This window comes from Methylobacterium sp. J-076 (assembly GCF_022829405.1).
In the GTDB taxonomy this organism is placed as follows: domain Bacteria; phylum Pseudomonadota; class Alphaproteobacteria; order Rhizobiales; family Beijerinckiaceae; genus Methylobacterium.
This window is the reverse complement of sequence record NZ_JAKSXW010000146.1, coordinates 81,211-95,801: the sequence shown is the minus strand read 5'-3', so window position 1 is coordinate 95,801 and position 14,591 is coordinate 81,211. Positions and strand designations below refer to the sequence as shown.

Sequence of the window (14,591 nt, the reverse complement as noted above, 5' to 3'; positions counted from 1 at the left end):
GTGACGGCGGGGGCGGAAGGGGTGTATGACCCCAGCACCGTCCGCACGGGGTGCCGGCATGGCCACAGACTTCCTCCCGGGCTTCTCGCACCACCGGATCGAGACCGCCCCCGGCATCGCCATCAATGCCCGCGCCGGGGGCTCCGGCCCGCCGGTCCTGCTGCTCCACGGCCATCCGCAGACGCTCTCGACGTGGCTGCACGTCGCGCCCCGCCTCGCCGAAACGCATCGCGTCGTCGCGATGGATCTGCGCGGCTACGGCGATTCCGGCAAGCCCGAGGGCGGGGAGCACCACGAGGCCTACGCCAAGCGCGCCATGGCCGCCGACGCCGTGGCGGTGATGCGCAGCCTCGGCCATGAGCGCTTCGCCGTGGTCGGCCACGACCGGGGCGGACGCGTGGCCCACCGGCTCGCCCTGGACCACCCCCGGGCGGTGGAGCGCGTCGCCGTGTTCGACATCGCCCCGACGGCGACGGTCTACGCGCGCACCGACAAGAACCTCGCCACAAGCTACTTCTGGTGGTTCTTCTTCATCCAGCCGGCGCCGCTGCCGGAGCGGCTGATCGCCGCCGATCCCGAATACTTCCTCCGGCACCACATCGAGACCCAGTCGAAGACGCCGGGCTCGACCCCGCCGGAGCTCTTCGCGGAATACCTGCGCTGCTACTCCGACCCCGCCTGCCGGCACGCGATCTGCGAGGATTACCGGGCGGCGGCGGGCATCGACCTGGAGCACGACGCCGCCGATGCCGACGCGCGCATCGGCGTGCCGCTCCTGGCACTCTGGGGGGCGAAGGGCGTCGTCGGCCGGACCTACGACGTGCTGGAGGTCTGGCGCGAGAAGGCGGTGGACGTCTCCGGGCGGGCGCTGGCGTGCGGCCACAACCTTCAGGAGGAGCGTCCGGGGGACGTCCTGGCGGAGCTGACGCGCTTCCTCGCCTGAGCGGGGGCACATCGCCCATGGTCGCATCGGCCTTGGCAGACGGCCGGGAGGGGGACAGATAGGACCTGAACGGAGGCCATGGGCCGTGCAGGGCAGATCATCGGGCACCACGGTGCCGCGCTTCGAGGTGGCGGTGGTGGGGGCGGGGGCCGCGGGCCTCGCCGCGGCGCTGGCGAGCGCGCAGGCGGGCGTGAGGACGGCCCTCGTGGGCCGCCACGCCCCCGTGGCGGACGGGCGGACGGTGGCGCTGCTCGACGGCTCCGTGCGGTTCCTCCGGGCGCTCGGCGCCTGGGACGAGGTGGGGGAGTGGGCGAGCCCCCTCTGCACCCTGCAGATCATCGACGACACGCGCAGCCTGTTCCGGCCGCCCCCGGCCCGGTTCAACGCCGCGGAGATCGGCCTCGACGCCTTCGGCTGGAACGTGGAGAGCGCGCACCTCGTGGCGGCCCTGCGCCGCCGCGCCAGGGCCCAGGACGGCCTCACCCTGATCGAGAGCGATGCGGCCGGGGCGGAACCCGGCGAGGCCGCTTCCCGAATCGCCCTCGCGGATGGGGCTGCGGTGGAGGCGAGGCTGGTCGTCGCCGCCGACGGCAGCCGCTCACCCCTGCGCGGGGCCAGCGGGGTCGCGGTCCGTGAATGGAACTACCCGCAATCGGCGATCACCACGATCCTCGCCCACACCCGGCCGCACGGCGATGTCTCGACCGAGTTCCACACCCGGTCGGGGCCCTTCACCCTGGTGCCGATGCCGGGGGGCTTCCGGTCGAGCCTCGTCTGGGTGGCTGGCAAGGGGCACGCCGAAGGGCTCGCCGCGATGGACGACGCCGCTCTGGCCGATGCCGTGGAGCGGCAGGCCAAGGGCATGCTCGGCCGGATGCGGATCGACGGCCCCCGCGGCCTCGTGCCGATGCGCGGTCTGCTGGTCTCGACGCCCGTGGCGGCGCGGCTCGCCCTCGTGGGCGAGGCGGCCCACGTCTTCCCGCCGATCGGCGCCCAGGGCCTCAACCTCGGCCTGCGGGACGCGGCCTCGGTCCGGGACATGGTGGTGCGGGCCCAGCGGGACGGGCGCGATCCGGGCAGCCGGGCAGTGCTCGCGACCTATGCCGCCGGCCGCCGCCTCGACGCCGCGGCGCGCACGGCGGCGGTGGACGTGCTGAACCGCTCGTTGTTGACGGATCTGCTGCCGCTGGACCTCGCCCGGGGGCTCGGCCTGCTCGCCATGACCCATCTCGGGCCGCTGCGGCGGATCGTGATGCGGGAGGGCGTCCTGCCGCGGTTCGGCGCGCCGGAGCTGATGCGGGCGGATTCCCGCCGCGCTCCGGCCTGATGCGACCGGCGCCCGCCGTCACCGGGGGCGACGCACGGTCGTGACGGGTGGCGACCCCGTCGCCGGATCGATTGGGTTTTTAAAAATCCGGCTTGGCGGCGACGCAGGCGCCGAGGCGGGTCGCGAGGTCGACAGGCGCCCCCGCGCGACCGTCGTTCTCGCCGATCAGGATGACGGGGATGCCCTTCTCCCGCATCCGCGCCCTGAGACGGGCCGCCCGCCGGGCATAGGCTGGATCGCGCCGGGTGGGCGCCTGAACCAGCACTGCGGCGGGAGGAGCGATGACGGCCAGCACATCGTCGGCCGCCTCCAAAGAGGCGGTGACGCTGGCATAACCCAGCCCGGCCAACTCGCCGGAGAGAGAGTGATCGACAGCCCGTACGCCGTCGTCCACCACGAGGACTTGCTGCAGCGCAACCATAAGTTTGAGCGATACCTCATCGGTTGCGGCCTGAAAAGATAGCCGCGCCCAGAATCCTATCCGAAACCCGCGAAAAGCGCGTTTGGATCCACCGTCCGCACTCTGCGGAGAAGGTGCAGGATACAATCTGAGCGAGGGCTGAACCGGCCGTGAGGTCTCGTTTATCCGGCGGGGAAGACGGTCAGGGCACCCCGCGAAAGCCCCGCGCGATAGGCGGTTTCCGTCCACGCGCCGTCCTCCGCCGCCCCGGGCGTACCGCACTGCGAAGTCGCGCTGCGGGACGGGGCGTCCCGCCACAGGATCCGCCCGTCCCGCCGCCGGGCGACGGGTGAATCGCCCGCGTCCGCCTCGGCCGGGATGTCCCACCGGCCCCGGGGCCGGGTGAGCAGGACGTCCTCGTCCAGCACCAGCACGTCGAGGCGGGGCGGGCCGGCCACGTCCCGGGCGGCGGGGTCCGGCAACCGGGCGGGGGCCCGGTGGACGACATCGATGGCGCGCACGGTCCAGGGCAGGGTGGTCTCCGCCAAAGCCGGCTCGAAGGCCGCCGGCACCACGAGGCGGGTGGGCACGGGGCGGACGAGGCTGACGCGGAACGTGGCCGAATCGAACGGGACCACGCTCTCCAGCGTGGCGGAGCAGGCGAGCGCCACGCCCAGGCCGGTGGCGAGGCCGCGCAGGTCATGCGGGGGGAGCAGGGTCAGGATGCGCTCCGGCGTGGGCAGCCTCTCCCGGTGGGCGGCGACGAGGGCGCCAAACGAGGCGGCCCCGCGCCGGACCGGCCGGCGCGGATCGCCCGCGGCGAAGGTGACGAGGCCGCGGCCCGGTTGCGGCGCGACGACCCCGCGCTCCAGCGCCATCGCATCGAGGCTGATCACCCCGTCCGGAAGGCCGGGCCCGAAGGCCGCGATGAAGCGAAGGCCGAAATGGCGGAGGGCGGCGAGGACGACGTCCTCCGCCGGGCGGCGCGACCCCCGCCGGCCCTCGGTGAGGATGGCGGCGAGGCCCGCGCCCTCGATGGCGGCGGAGAGGGCGTCCATGTCCCAGAGCGGCGAGAGGGGGCAGGGCACGTGCCCCGCGGCCTCCACGGCGAGGTAGGCCAGCGACGCCTCGGCGCCTCCGGCGAAGTCCAGACCGATTCGGCTTCCGGGCGGCAGGCGCCATGCGCCGATGCCGCGGGTCAGCCGCCCGACGATCTCGGCCGCCGCCTCGTAGGTCCAGGTGATCGCGGGGCGGCCGCACCACGCCCGGCGGTCGCCCGCATCGCGCAGGAGCACGCGCTGCGGATGGAGGCGGGCCGCCGCGGACAGGGCCCGGGCCAGCCCTTCCCCCAGGGATTCCCCTGCGGGCGATGCCGGAAATTGCGCCGCGTGCGCGCTCACTCGAACCCCTGACGGACCGCGTTCCGCGGGCACGATTCTCCAGCTACGGTTAACCCGCGGTTGACGACCGGCGGGCCTTCCCCTTACGGCGAAGCAGCCGTCAGCCTGCGCAGGCCCGCGGCCCGTGCGGAGCCGCAGGGCACAGGCGTCATGCCTTCGCCTCATTCGGAAGGGAAGCAGCCGGCCGGCCGCCCGGGTGGATCCCTCCGATCCGCAGCGGCCGACGGCCGGACCGATCCGACCGGGTTTCGAGCGGCGATCGTCATCGCGGCACGCTCCCCGGATCCTTCGGCGGGCCGCCGCTCAGGTTCCACGTCCAGGTAACGAACGCCCTAAGGAATAAGAGCCGATGTCCTTCACCCGCTCCGCGCCGTTCGCGCGTGCCGCACTCTTCGGGCTCGCGGGCCTTGCGCTGGCGACGGTTCCGGCCTCGGCTCAGCCGAAGAAGCCCGCCGCCGCCCCCGCGGCTCCGGCCCCGGTCGCCCCGACCCAGACCCCGGCCGCCCAGACGCCCGCCGCCCAGAACGGCCCGCAGATCGTCACGCTGAAGTCCGAGCCCAGCCAGGCCGACTGGACCAAGGTGTGCGGCAAGGACCAGAACTCGGGCACCGACATCTGCTACACGACCCGCGACTTCGTGTCGGACCAGGGCCAGCCGGTGCTCGCCGCCGCGGTCTACGACATGAAGAACCCGGCCCAGAAGCAGGAAGTGCGGGTGGTCCGCTTCCTCCTGCCGCTCGGCCTGCTGCTGCAGCCCGGCATCCGCTTCAGCGTCGATGGCCAGGGGGCGACCGCCGGCCGCTTCGCCGTCTGCTTCCCGAACGGCTGCTTCGCCGAGGTCGGCGGCGTCGATGCGAGCGTGATCGCCGCCCTGAAGAAGGGCACGACGCTCAACGTCTCCGTGCAGAACCAGACCCAGCGCGAGGTCACCTTCGCCGTGCCGCTCACCGGCTTCGGCAAGGCCTTCGACGGCCCGGCCATGGACCCGAAGGTGCTCGAGGAGCAGCAGAAGAAGCTTCAGTCCGAGCTGGAGAAGCGCAGCGAAGAGATGCGCAAGAAGCTCGAGACGCAGCAGGGCGCGGCGCCCGCCGCCAAGTAGCCCCCCTCCGCGGGCAAGTGCCCGACGATTACGAAAAAAGGAGCCGGGCAGCGATGCCCGGCTCCTTTCGTTTGCCCCCTCGCCGCGGCGTCCCGGACGCGGGCGTCAGTTCGTCGGCCGGTCGCGCATGCGGTAGGAGCCGGAGGCGTCGCGCTCGAAGATCTCTTGGATGCCCGTATGGCGCAGGGCCTCGCCGGACTCGTCGGGCAGGAGGTTCTGCTCGGAGACGTAGGCGACGTACTCCGTCTCGGAATTCTCGGCGAGGAGATGGTAGAACGGCTGGTCCTTGCGCGGCCGGACCTCCTCGGGGATCGCCAGCCACCACTCCTCGGTGTTGTCGAACACCGGGTCGACGTCGAAGACGATGCCGCGAAACGGATAGATCTTGTGGCGCACGATCGCGCCGATCCCGAATTTCGCGGTCCTGAGAGTCACGTCCGTCATCAATCGTTCCGTCCTCCGGGACAGATAAGCGCGGTGGACGGTTCTGTCACCGTGGCCGGCGGCAGGTTCCCGCGACATCGGCGGCGCGGACGATGGCGCGGGCGCGGGCCTCCCCCCCCGCGCGCGAGGGAACGCGACGGTCAGGCCGGCAGGGTGAGCAGCCCCGCCTGCCCGTCGCCGCAGCCGAACAGCAGGCGGGCGCCCCGCCCGTCCCAGGCGAGGGCCGTCACGCCACTTCCGGCCACCGCGGGGCGGACCAGCAGTTCGGCGGCATCGGTGAAGCGCACCAGCAGGATGCACCCGTCCTCGTAGCCGACGGCGAGGACCGGGGCCTTCGGATGGAAGGCCACCCGCGACACCCGGGCCGGGCGGACGCCGCATTCCCGGGGGGGCTTGCCGGTGGGGCCCTCCTTCGAGTCGAACGGCCAGACGATCGCCGCCTCGGCGCCGCCGGTGGCGAGCCAGTTCCCGTCCGACGACCACGCCACGGAGCGGACCTTGCCCGGGTAGCCCGACATCCGCATGTGGCCCCGGTCCGGCTGGAGGCGCCAGCCGTGCAGGGCGTTCTCCTGCATGGTGGTGACGACGAAGCGCCCGTCCGGGGACCACGTCACGTCGATATGCGAGCCCTTCCACGTCAGGTCGTCGGGGGCGGTCTCCAGGTTCGGATACCAGAGGCTCACGCCGTTGTAGTGCGAGACGGCGAGGCGGTAGCCCTTCGGCGCGAAGGCGAGGCCCCGGGCGGTGGAGGGGGCCTGGAAGGTCTTCTCGCGGCCCTTCGCGTCCCGGGCCACCACGTTGCGCCCGGCCGAGAAGGCCACGGCGCCGTCCCCGTGCAGGGCGATGGCATCGATCCAGGCGGCGTTCGGGGCCGTGGCGACCTCGTGGCAGGTGCCGTCGGCGCGGGTCTCGACCACGCGGCCGTCGTCGCCCCCCGTCACCAGCCGGGACGGCCCGGCCGCCGCCACCAGCACGCCGCCCTCAGGATGGGCCGCCACCCGCGACGCCTCCCCGTCGCGGAGCAGGGCGACGTGCCCGTCCGCCAGGGCGAGGCAGGGCAGGTCCCCGAGCCAGTGGGCGGCGACCGCGTGGGCGCCGGGCGCGTAGGGGACGACGTGGCTCGTGAGGGAGGCTTGGGAGATGGGAGAGGAGCTCATCGGGAGACCTTTGCAGCCGGACCGGCGCGGATGATCAGCAGGGTGGTGATCCCGGCGAAGACGGCCGTGACGGCCGCCGGAGGGATCAGGGCGTAGAGGTTGAGCGCCCGATAGGCCAGGGCGCCCAGGAACGCGCCGACGAGGAGCGACAGCCAGACGAACCCGTCGCCCACCCAGCCGAGCCGCGACCCCCTGCCGGTCAACGCCTCGGCGATCCGCTGGCCGAAGCTGAACAGGGCGCCGGTGACGAAGGTCGTGCCCGCCCGGAATCCCTTCACGCCGGAGAGCACGGCGTTCTGCGCCCCCATCGCCATGGCGATGGCGAGGCTCGCCAGCCCCGGTTCGGGGGCGGTGAGGCCGATGCCGAGGGCCGCCCCCATCAGGCCGGTCTCCAGGGCCAGCACCGCGGGCGTCGTCCACCGGGCGGGGACGAGGAGCGCCACGGTGCTGCCGAGGATCGCCCCCGCCAGGAAGACGGCGACCAGGGCCAACGGCATCAGCACCCGGCCCGCGTCCCATTCGCCGAGATAGACCGCGAACTGCGTGGTGTTGCCGCTCATGAACGACGTGTAGAGGCCGCCGAGGCGGACGAAGCCGAGGGCGTCCACGTAGCCGGCCAGCGCCGTGAGCACCAGGCCCGTGCCGAGCTGCCACCGGCGGTTCACGGACGCGCCCCGGGCGCGGGCCGCGTGAACCCTTCGTTAACCAAACCGAGGCCTCCGTTCACCGGCCGACCGGCGCGGTTAACACATCGCTCACCAGACCTTGGCAATTCGATGCAAGTCCGGCGAACGCCGAGCCATGGGGCTCCGTTTTCCCTGCGATCCGGCAACGGGGCCGTATGCCCCCGCCAGGTGAGTTGGAGTTGCGTCATGATCCCGTTCGCATTCGCCGTCCCGGCCGTCCCGCACCTCGCCCCGGCCGCCACCACGGTCCTGGTCGTGGAGGATGAGCCCACCGTCTGCGAACTGGCCGCGGAGGCGCTGCTGGACGAGGGGTATCGGGTGCTCACCGCCGCGGATGCCTGGGAGGCCGAAGCCATCCTCGCCCGCGAGAGCGTCGATCTGCTCTTCACCGATATCGACCTCGCCCGCAACACGAACGGCATCGTGCTGGCCCGCCACGCGCGGGAGCAATGCCCGCGGCTGGCGGTGGTCTACACCTCCGGCGGCCGGGCCTGCCTGTCCGGCGGCGAGGCCGTGCCGGAATCCGTCTTCGTTCCCAAGCCCTACCGGCCGAGCCAGCTCGTGGCCCTGACCAACGAGATCTTGCGCCCGGCCGAGTCCCACCACGCCTGAAAGGACACCCGACCCATGCGGCCCTGTCTGCCCGCCCTGTTGTGCCTGAGCCTCGGCTCGCTGATGCCGCACGCGGCCTGGGCGGCCTGCGATGTCCAGGGTGCGAAGATCGAGGAACAGATCGCCGCCAAGCCGGAATTGCAGAAGGACGCCAACGCCCAGACGGTGCGCGACCTGCGCACCCTGCGCGACGCGGCCATCGTGCTGGAAACCTACAAGTATCCGGGCGAGTGCGAGGTGCTGCTCGGCATCGCCCGCTCCCTGTTGTCCGACCCGGTCAAGACGATCGAGCAGGGCGGCGACACCGACGAGGACAAGGCCGAGACGCTGATCGAGGCGCGCAAGCCCAAGGCGCCCGCCGGCAAGGCCGACTAGCCCCCCCCCGCCGCGGGGATCACCGCGACACCGACCGCGCCCGGGCAGATCCCGCCCGCCCCCCATCCGGAGGGACTGGGCGGACCCGTCCGGGAGACGGCGGGGGCGTCCAGCGCCCGGCCGGCCGGGGCGGTTACTTCCCCCCGCCGGCCCCGATCCTCGCCTTGGCGAGGGCGCGGGCGAGCTTGGCCGCGATCTCGCCGCGCAGGGCCTCGGCCATCTCGATGTCGACGAGCCGCCAGGTCAGGCCGCGCAGGCGCAGGCGGATGCGGGTCCGCTGGGCCCGGGGCCCTTCCGGCGGGATCGGGACGACCACCGCCCGGAACCCCCGCATCTCCGCCGCGGCGTAGTAGGCCATCAGCTTGCCGAAGCCGTGGATGGCCAGCCCCGTGGTCCGGGCACCGTCGGGCTTGCGCAGGTCCAGCTTGTCGGGCCAGCCGTCATCCAGGAGATCGATCACCGTGTCGGGCGTCACGAGGCTTTCGGCCAGCGCGAGGGCGAGGCCGTAGGCCACCTCGTTGAGGCGCTGCCGGTCGCGGGGGTCGAGGTCCTCGTCGGAATCCGTCGCCACCCGCACGGCGCCGACGATCTGGCGGACGAGGGACAGGCGCAGCGTGCGGAAGTTGACGTGCGTCTCGACATAGGCGGTATCGTGCCGCCGCACCGCGTCGGCGAAGTTGTAGAGCGTCCACAGGGGGCTCAGCGTGAACAGGAGCCACGCGAGCGCGATTCCGAGGGGGATCGCCAGCCAGCGCTTCATGGCTCAGGCCGGCCCGTACCGGATCATGCCCGCTCCGCCCAAGCCGAGAGGCCGGCGAAGGCGGCGACGACGGCCTCGTAGACCGGCCGCTTGAACGGGACGACCAAGTCCGGCAGCTCCTCGAACCGCGCCCAGCGCCACGCCTCGAACTCCGGCTTATGGGCCCCGCCGCCGGGCCGCAGCACGTCGATCTGGTCCTCGGAGCCGACGAAGCCGTAGGCGAACCACTTCTGCGACTGGCCCCGGTAACGTCCCGTCCAGGCCTGTTTCATCACCGCGGGGGGCAGGTCGTAGGCGAGCCAGTCCGGCACCTCGCCGAGGGGGCGCAGGGCCTCGGCCGGCACGTTGGTCTCCTCGTAGAGTTCGCGCAGGGCCGCGGCGGCGGGATCCTCGCCGGGGTCGATGCCCCCTTGGGGCATCTGCCACTGGTGCGGCCCATCGACATGCTCGGGGCCGGCATCCCGCCGGCGGCGGCCCACGAAGACGCCCCCCGAGGGCGCGATGAGGGTGATGCCGACGCAGGGCCTGTACGGCAGGCCGTTCGATTCGCTGGATTGTGCCATCGCGGCGGACCATAGGCTGCGGCGCGGAGGGCGGGCAACGGCGACGCCGTGTATTCTCGCCCCCGGGGCGGGATCAATCCGCCTTGGACACGCGCTTGGGCGCCCCCCGCAGGGCCGCGCTGGCCGGCACGAGGCGGATGCCGCGGGCGTCGAGATCCCGCGCCCAGCGGGCGATGCGGTCCACCGTCATCAGGGAGCCGCCGGCCGAGACGAGGACGAAGCCGTTGGTGCGGGCCTGCGCCTCGGCCCTGGCGAGTTCGGCATCGATGGCATCGGGCCGCGGGACCGCATCGAGGACGATCTCGGCCCGGGCGTAGGGCGTGCGCGCCTTGTTGGCGAGGGCGGCGCCCTTGGGCACCGTGCCGTCGTCCAGGAAGCCGAGCCCCCTGGCGCCGATCTCGCGCAGCACCGGATCGAAGGCGGAATCCGCCATCAGCTTGCCGCCCATGAAATTGACGAGCCCGACATAGCCCGGGAAGCGCGACAGCACCCAGGCGAGCCGGTCGGCGTTCTCCGGCCCCTTGAGGGCCGTCAGGAGGGCCTGGGGTCCGGGGTCGCTGTCGGGATAGTCGAAGGGCTCCATGGGCAGTTGCAGGAACACCTCGTGCCCGGCATCGCGGGCGCGGGCGGCGGCGCGCTCCACCTCGGTGCTGTAGGGGGCGAAGGCGAGACTCACCGCCTGCGGAAGGCGCGCCGTGGCGGCGGCGGTCGCCGACTGGCCGATCCCGAGGCCGGTCACGAGGATCGCGATGCGCGGGCCGGTGCCCGGCTCGTCCGGGCGGGCATAGACGTCGAGGGCGCGCACGCGCCCTTCGCCGAGGCGGGGCATGATGCCGTGGCGGCCTTGCTCGGCGAGGCGCGGATCGGGGGCGGGGGCCAAGCGCGGGGCGTTGGCGGGGGGCACGCGGATCACCACGGCCTCGCTCGGCGCGGTGCCGGGGGGGCGCACCACCGTGACGCCGGAGGCCGTCTCGACCTCCTCCGCGCTGCGCTGCTGGGGCGGCGAGACCTCGACGACCGCCGCGGGCGCCGCGGCGGCGGCGGCGACGGGTCTGGGCGCCGCGGCGGGCTCACGCAGGGCGATGGCCGCGCGCACCCGGGGCTCCCCGCCCTCCGGGTCGCCGAAGGCCACGAGGAGGCCGAAGGCGGCCAGCACGCCCGCCCCGGCGAGGCCGGCCGCGACGCCGGGCCTGCGCGCGCGGGCCAGCAGTCCGGCGACACGGCCGGCCGGCGGCGGCACGGGGCCGGCGGCATCGACCCCGAGGGGTCGCGTCAGGATATCGTCGGCGGGCTCGGTCACTCGACACTCGTCGCAGGAGCCAGACCGCAACCGAAAGCAGCGGACTCTCTACGTCCATATCTGCCGGTTGGTGTGGTTAACGTTCCCCTAACGGCCCCACACTCCCGCGCGGGATGCGGATCGGGGGGCGCCATCCGTTTCCGAATGGCCACGGTCGAAGCGACGCCTGGATCAGTCGAGCGTCACAATTTACCCGGCGGAGAATTGAATAAATTCGGACCGACCCCTCGCGCGATCAGACGAAAGTCAGAACTCGCCAATCGAGTGCCAATAGACCGCAGGCGGGAACTTTCGATGGACCGGCGCATCGACGGAGTGTTGCGGAATCAGACGACCCGAACCGCCAGCGGAGAGACACGATGAGCATGAACGCGCGCGAGATCTACATCACCGCCCTGCGGAATACCCACGCCCTCGAGATGCAGGCCCTGCAGATCATGGAGCGGCAGGTGGAGCGCCTGGAGCACTACCCCGAGATGTCGCAGGCCCTGCGTCGCCACATCGACGAGACCCACGGGCAGCGCCAGCGACTCGATGAGGCGCTGCACAGCCTCGACGAGACGCCCTCGGCCCTCAAGGAGGGATTCCTGGGCATCGTCGGGAACATGATGGCGCTGGGGCACGCCCCCGCTCAGGACGAGATCCTGAAGAACACCTACGCCAACCACGCCTTCGAGAACTTCGAGGTCGCGGCCTACACGTCGCTCCTGGAGATCGGCGACGCGGCGGGCATGCAGGCCCACAGGGCGGCCTTCGACCAGTCCCTGAACGAAGAAAAGGCCATGGCTCAGCGGATCCATGACCTCATCGTGCCGACCACCCGGCGTTATGTCGAACTCACCGTGGCGGGCGAGAAGGCCGGCCGCTGATGCGGCGACCGGTGCACGCATGGTAGCGGGCACCGGTCTCGCGAGAGGTTTTAGTTCGGCAGGCTGGGCTTGGGCTGCTGCGGGGCGGGCGTCCCGTTGGCGGCGCCCTTCTGGATGCCGTGCAGGAAGTCCACCGCCGAGATCAGCTGCTTGTCCTTGGCCGGATCCGGCGGGACGTAGGCGGAGGACCCGCCGCGCTCGTCGGTATCCTTCTGCTTCAGGTGGCCCTTCAGCCCGGCCTCGCCCTTGGTCTCGTCCTTGCCCTTCAGCTCGTCCGGCACGTCCTGCGTGACCTCGATGTCCGGCTCGATGCCCTTGGCCTGGATCGAGCGGCCCGACGGCGTGTAGTAGCGCGCCGTGGTGAGGCGCAGGGCGCCCGAGCCGCCCAGCGGGATGATCGACTGCACGGAGCCCTTGCCGAAGGACCGGGTGCCGAGGATCGTCGCGCGCTTGTGATCCTGCAGGGCGCCGGCCACGATCTCGGAGGCCGAGGCGGAGCCGCCGTTGACCAGCACCACGATCGGCTTGCCCTTGGTCAGGTCGCCGGACTTGGCCGAGAAGCGCTGCGTCTCGTCCGGGTTGCGCCCGCGGGTGGAGACGATCTCGCCCCGGTCGAGGAAGGCATCGGAGATCATCACCGCCTGGTCGAGCAGGCCGCCGGGGTTGTTGCGCAGGTCGAGGACGAAGCCCTTCAGCTTGTCCTGGCCGATGTCGCTCGTCAGCTTGTCGATGGCGGCGCGCATGCCGTCGAAGGACTGCTCGTTGAACTGCGTCAGGCGGATGTAGCCGACGTCGTTGCCCTCGACCTTCGAGCGCACCGGCTTGATCTTGATGGTGTCGCGGGTGAGCGTGACCTCGATCGGGTCCTTCGACTCCTTGCGGCTGATCTTCAGCTTGACCTGGGAATTCACCGGGCCGCGCATCTTGTCGACCGCCTGGTTCAGGCTGAGGCCCTGAACCTGATCGTCGTCGATCTGGGTGATGACGTCGTTGGCGAGCAGCCCGGCCTTGGAGGCGGGGGTGTCGTCGATGGGGGTGACGACCTTGATCAGGCCGTCCTCCATCGTGACCTCGATGCCCAGCCCGCCGAACTCGCCGCGGGTGGTGGTCTGCATGTCGCGGAACGCCTTGGCGTCCATGTAGCTCGAATGCGGATCGAGCGACGTCAGCATGCCGTTGACGGCCGCCTCGATCATCTTCGACTCGTCGGGCTTCTCGACGTAGTCCGTCCGCACCTTCTCGAACACGTCACCGAACAGGCTGAGCTGACGGTAGGTCTCGGCGGAGGCGGCGACGGCGCGGGGCCCGGACAGGAACTCCGTCTGGGTCGCGACCATCGAAACTCCGGCGCCCAGGAAGGCGCCGAGCATAATCAGGGATGTCTTGCGCATCAGCCGCGAACCTTCTCGCCAAGAACCTTGTCACCGGGGCTTTTCGCCCACCACGGCTCCGGATCGACGGAGCCGCCATCCTTCTTGAACTCGACGTACAGCGTCGGATCGCCATCGGGTCCGGACGTCCCTTCGCCCATGGAGCCCAATGGTTCACCGGCCAGAACGAACTGGCCGACCTCGACGCTGATCTGGTCCATTCCCGCCAGCAAAAGATAGTAGCCGTCGCCCGCGTTGATGATCAAGAGTCGGCCATAGGAGCGGAACGGCCCGGCAAACTGGACCCAGCCGTCGGCCGGGGAGGCCACCACGGCCTTCGACCGCGTAGCGAAGGACACGCCCCGCGTCGAGCCGCCATTGCCGTCGGGCTGGTTGAACGCCCTGACGAGGCGCCCCACCACGGGCCGCGGCACTTCGCCCCGCGCGTCGGCGAAGTGGACCTTCGGGGCCAGCCGGGCGGGATCGCGGAAGCCGGCTGCGGCGAAGCGCTCCTGCGTCACCCGCGCCTCCCGCTCGGCGGCGGCCTTGGCCTCCTCGGCGGATCGCTTGGCCGCGGTCATCTCCCCCTCGACCCGCTCCAGCAGGTCCTTCAGGCTCCTGGCCTGGACGCCGAGCTCCGCCGCCCGCTTCCGCTCGGCGGCGAGGCCGCTCTCGACCTCGGCCTGCCGCGCCCGGCGGGCGGTGGCGAGCGCCTGGAGCCGTTGCTGCTCCCGCGCCCAGCCGGCGAGGTCGGCGGCGAGCCCTTCCTTGTCCTGCGCGATCAGGCCGCGCAGGCGAACCATCTCGGTGAGGTCGGCGGCCAGGGTGTCCAGTTCGCCCCGCAGCTCGGGCACCACGGCGCCGAGGAGCATGGACGTGCGGATGGCGGTGAGGACGTCCTCCGGGCTCGTCAGCACGGCGGGGGGCGGGCGGCGGCCCATCCGCTGGAGGGCGGCCAGGATCTCGGCCACGGTGCCCCGGCGGGCCTGGAGGGACCGGCGGATCGCCGCCTCGCTGTCGGTCATGGCCTTGAGGCGGTCTTCGAGGCGGTTCATCCGCTCCTCGGTCGCCTGCGCCTGCCGCCCGGCATCGAGCAGGGCGGTATCGAGCTTCGCCCGGTCGTTGCCGATCGCGGCGATCTCCTTCTCGAACTGGGTCCGCTGCCCCTCGCTCGCCGACAGGGCGTCCTGCACGCGCTTCAGGTTTTCGGCGCGCCGGTCGCGCTCGTCGGTGGCCTGCCGGATCTTGTCCTGATCCGGGGGGGGCGCGTCCTGCGGCAGGGCGTG

16 protein-coding genes are annotated in these 14,591 nt (G+C 72.2%); 6 read left to right on the top strand and 10 right to left on the bottom strand.

The genetic code is table 11. The features are described from left to right. Nucleotides 1-58 precede the first annotated feature (58 nt). Nucleotides 59-943, top strand: coding sequence for an alpha/beta fold hydrolase (locus MKK53_RS21500; RefSeq protein ID WP_243930806.1), 885 nt, complete (start codon nucleotides 59-61; stop codon nucleotides 941-943). 85 nt (nucleotides 944-1,028) lie between these two features. Continuing rightward, entirely contained in the window at nucleotides 1,029-2,270 is a 1,242-nt protein-coding gene (locus MKK53_RS21495) for an FAD-dependent monooxygenase (protein ID WP_243930805.1), read from the top strand. A 79-nt stretch (nucleotides 2,271-2,349) separates the two neighbouring features. Here MKK53_RS21495 and MKK53_RS21490 read toward each other — a convergent pair whose 3' ends face one another. Then, complete coding sequence (locus MKK53_RS21490) at nucleotides 2,350-2,691, bottom strand: hypothetical protein (RefSeq protein WP_243930804.1); 342 nt, start codon at nucleotides 2,689-2,691, stop codon at nucleotides 2,350-2,352. A 161-nt stretch (nucleotides 2,692-2,852) separates the two neighbouring features. After that, nucleotides 2,853-4,070 (bottom strand): AMP-binding protein, encoded by a 1,218-nt coding sequence (locus tag MKK53_RS21485; protein WP_243930803.1) that lies wholly within the window; start codon nucleotides 4,068-4,070, stop codon nucleotides 2,853-2,855. A 349-nt stretch (nucleotides 4,071-4,419) separates the two neighbouring features. On the opposite strand from MKK53_RS21485, the gene MKK53_RS21480 reads away from it, so the two are divergent. Next, nucleotides 4,420-5,169, top strand: a complete 750-nt coding sequence (locus MKK53_RS21480; protein ID WP_243930802.1) for an invasion associated locus B family protein — start codon at nucleotides 4,420-4,422, stop codon at nucleotides 5,167-5,169. Nucleotides 5,170-5,274: 105 nt separating this feature from the next. Here the strand turns inward: MKK53_RS21480 and hspQ are convergent, their stop codons facing one another. From hspQ to MKK53_RS21465, 3 genes are all read right to left on the bottom strand, one after another. After that, a complete protein-coding gene (gene hspQ, locus MKK53_RS21475; RefSeq protein WP_243930801.1) occupies nucleotides 5,275-5,613 on the bottom strand; it encodes a heat shock protein HspQ in 339 nt (112 codons plus the stop codon). A gap of 140 nt (nucleotides 5,614-5,753) precedes the next feature. Next, the gene (locus tag MKK53_RS21470; RefSeq protein ID WP_243930800.1) at nucleotides 5,754-6,770 is read right to left on the bottom strand and encodes a WD40 repeat domain-containing protein; all 1,017 of its coding nucleotides are present in this window, start codon (nucleotides 6,768-6,770) and stop codon (nucleotides 5,754-5,756) included. Then, nucleotides 6,767-7,435 (bottom strand): YoaK family protein, encoded by a 669-nt coding sequence (locus MKK53_RS21465; protein ID WP_243930799.1) that lies wholly within the window; start codon nucleotides 7,433-7,435, stop codon nucleotides 6,767-6,769. Before MKK53_RS21465 ends, MKK53_RS21470 begins: the two co-directional genes overlap by 4 nt. Nucleotides 7,436-7,642: 207 nt before the next feature. On the opposite strand from MKK53_RS21465, the gene MKK53_RS21460 reads away from it, so the two are divergent. Together MKK53_RS21460 and MKK53_RS21455 are read left to right on the top strand one after the other, a co-directional pair. Then, entirely contained in the window at nucleotides 7,643-8,068 is a 426-nt protein-coding gene (locus MKK53_RS21460) for a response regulator (protein ID WP_243930798.1), read from the top strand. Between the two features lie 15 nt (nucleotides 8,069-8,083). Next, nucleotides 8,084-8,443 (top strand): photosystem reaction center subunit H, encoded by a 360-nt coding sequence (locus MKK53_RS21455; RefSeq protein WP_243930797.1) that lies wholly within the window; start codon nucleotides 8,084-8,086, stop codon nucleotides 8,441-8,443. A 133-nt stretch (nucleotides 8,444-8,576) separates the two neighbouring features. On the opposite strand, the gene MKK53_RS21450 is transcribed toward MKK53_RS21455, so the two are convergent. From MKK53_RS21450 to MKK53_RS21440, 3 genes are all read right to left on the bottom strand, one after another. Then, nucleotides 8,577-9,203, bottom strand: coding sequence for a DUF2939 domain-containing protein (locus MKK53_RS21450; RefSeq protein ID WP_243930796.1), 627 nt, complete (start codon nucleotides 9,201-9,203; stop codon nucleotides 8,577-8,579). A 23-nt stretch (nucleotides 9,204-9,226) separates the two neighbouring features. Continuing rightward, the gene (locus tag MKK53_RS21445) at nucleotides 9,227-9,766 is read right to left on the bottom strand and encodes an RNA pyrophosphohydrolase (RefSeq protein WP_243930795.1); all 540 of its coding nucleotides are present in this window, start codon (nucleotides 9,764-9,766) and stop codon (nucleotides 9,227-9,229) included. 73 nt (nucleotides 9,767-9,839) lie between these two features. Further along, nucleotides 9,840-11,066, bottom strand: a complete 1,227-nt coding sequence (locus tag MKK53_RS21440; RefSeq protein ID WP_243930794.1) for a divergent polysaccharide deacetylase family protein — start codon at nucleotides 11,064-11,066, stop codon at nucleotides 9,840-9,842. A gap of 359 nt (nucleotides 11,067-11,425) precedes the next feature. Between MKK53_RS21440 and MKK53_RS21435 the strand changes: the two genes are divergently transcribed. Further along, the gene (locus tag MKK53_RS21435; protein WP_243930793.1) at nucleotides 11,426-11,935 is read left to right on the top strand and encodes a ferritin-like domain-containing protein; all 510 of its coding nucleotides are present in this window, start codon (nucleotides 11,426-11,428) and stop codon (nucleotides 11,933-11,935) included. Between the two features lie 50 nt (nucleotides 11,936-11,985). On the opposite strand, the gene MKK53_RS21430 is transcribed toward MKK53_RS21435, so the two are convergent. After that, complete coding sequence (locus MKK53_RS21430) at nucleotides 11,986-13,326, bottom strand: S41 family peptidase (RefSeq protein ID WP_243930792.1); 1,341 nt, start codon at nucleotides 13,324-13,326, stop codon at nucleotides 11,986-11,988. Continuing rightward, nucleotides 13,326-14,585 (bottom strand): peptidoglycan DD-metalloendopeptidase family protein, encoded by a 1,260-nt coding sequence (locus tag MKK53_RS21425; RefSeq protein ID WP_279599192.1) that lies wholly within the window; start codon nucleotides 14,583-14,585, stop codon nucleotides 13,326-13,328. Before MKK53_RS21425 ends, MKK53_RS21430 begins: the two co-directional genes overlap by 1 nt. Nucleotides 14,586-14,591 lie beyond the last annotated feature (6 nt).

What these genes read in the sequence shown, in the direction of transcription:
- MKK53_RS21500 (WP_243930806.1), top strand. Translation starts at nt 59, where the DNA reads ATGGCCACAGACTTCCTCCCGGGCTTCTCGCACCACCGGATCGAGACC.
- MKK53_RS21490 (WP_243930804.1), bottom strand. Translation starts at nt 2,691, where the DNA reads ATGGTTGCGCTGCAGCAAGTCCTCGTGGTGGACGACGGCGTACGGGCT.
- MKK53_RS21480 (WP_243930802.1), top strand. Translation starts at nt 4,420, where the DNA reads ATGTCCTTCACCCGCTCCGCGCCGTTCGCGCGTGCCGCACTCTTCGGG.
- hspQ (WP_243930801.1), bottom strand. Translation starts at nt 5,613, where the DNA reads ATGACGGACGTGACTCTCAGGACCGCGAAATTCGGGATCGGCGCGATC.
- MKK53_RS21470 (WP_243930800.1), bottom strand. Translation starts at nt 6,770, where the DNA reads ATGAGCTCCTCTCCCATCTCCCAAGCCTCCCTCACGAGCCACGTCGTC.
- MKK53_RS21460 (WP_243930798.1), top strand. Translation starts at nt 7,643, where the DNA reads ATGATCCCGTTCGCATTCGCCGTCCCGGCCGTCCCGCACCTCGCCCCG.
- MKK53_RS21455 (WP_243930797.1), top strand. Translation starts at nt 8,084, where the DNA reads ATGCGGCCCTGTCTGCCCGCCCTGTTGTGCCTGAGCCTCGGCTCGCTG.
- MKK53_RS21450 (WP_243930796.1), bottom strand. Translation starts at nt 9,203, where the DNA reads ATGAAGCGCTGGCTGGCGATCCCCCTCGGAATCGCGCTCGCGTGGCTC.
- MKK53_RS21445 (WP_243930795.1), bottom strand. Translation starts at nt 9,766, where the DNA reads ATGGCACAATCCAGCGAATCGAACGGCCTGCCGTACAGGCCCTGCGTC.
- MKK53_RS21435 (WP_243930793.1), top strand. Translation starts at nt 11,426, where the DNA reads ATGAGCATGAACGCGCGCGAGATCTACATCACCGCCCTGCGGAATACC.
- MKK53_RS21430 (WP_243930792.1), bottom strand. Translation starts at nt 13,326, where the DNA reads ATGCGCAAGACATCCCTGATTATGCTCGGCGCCTTCCTGGGCGCCGGA.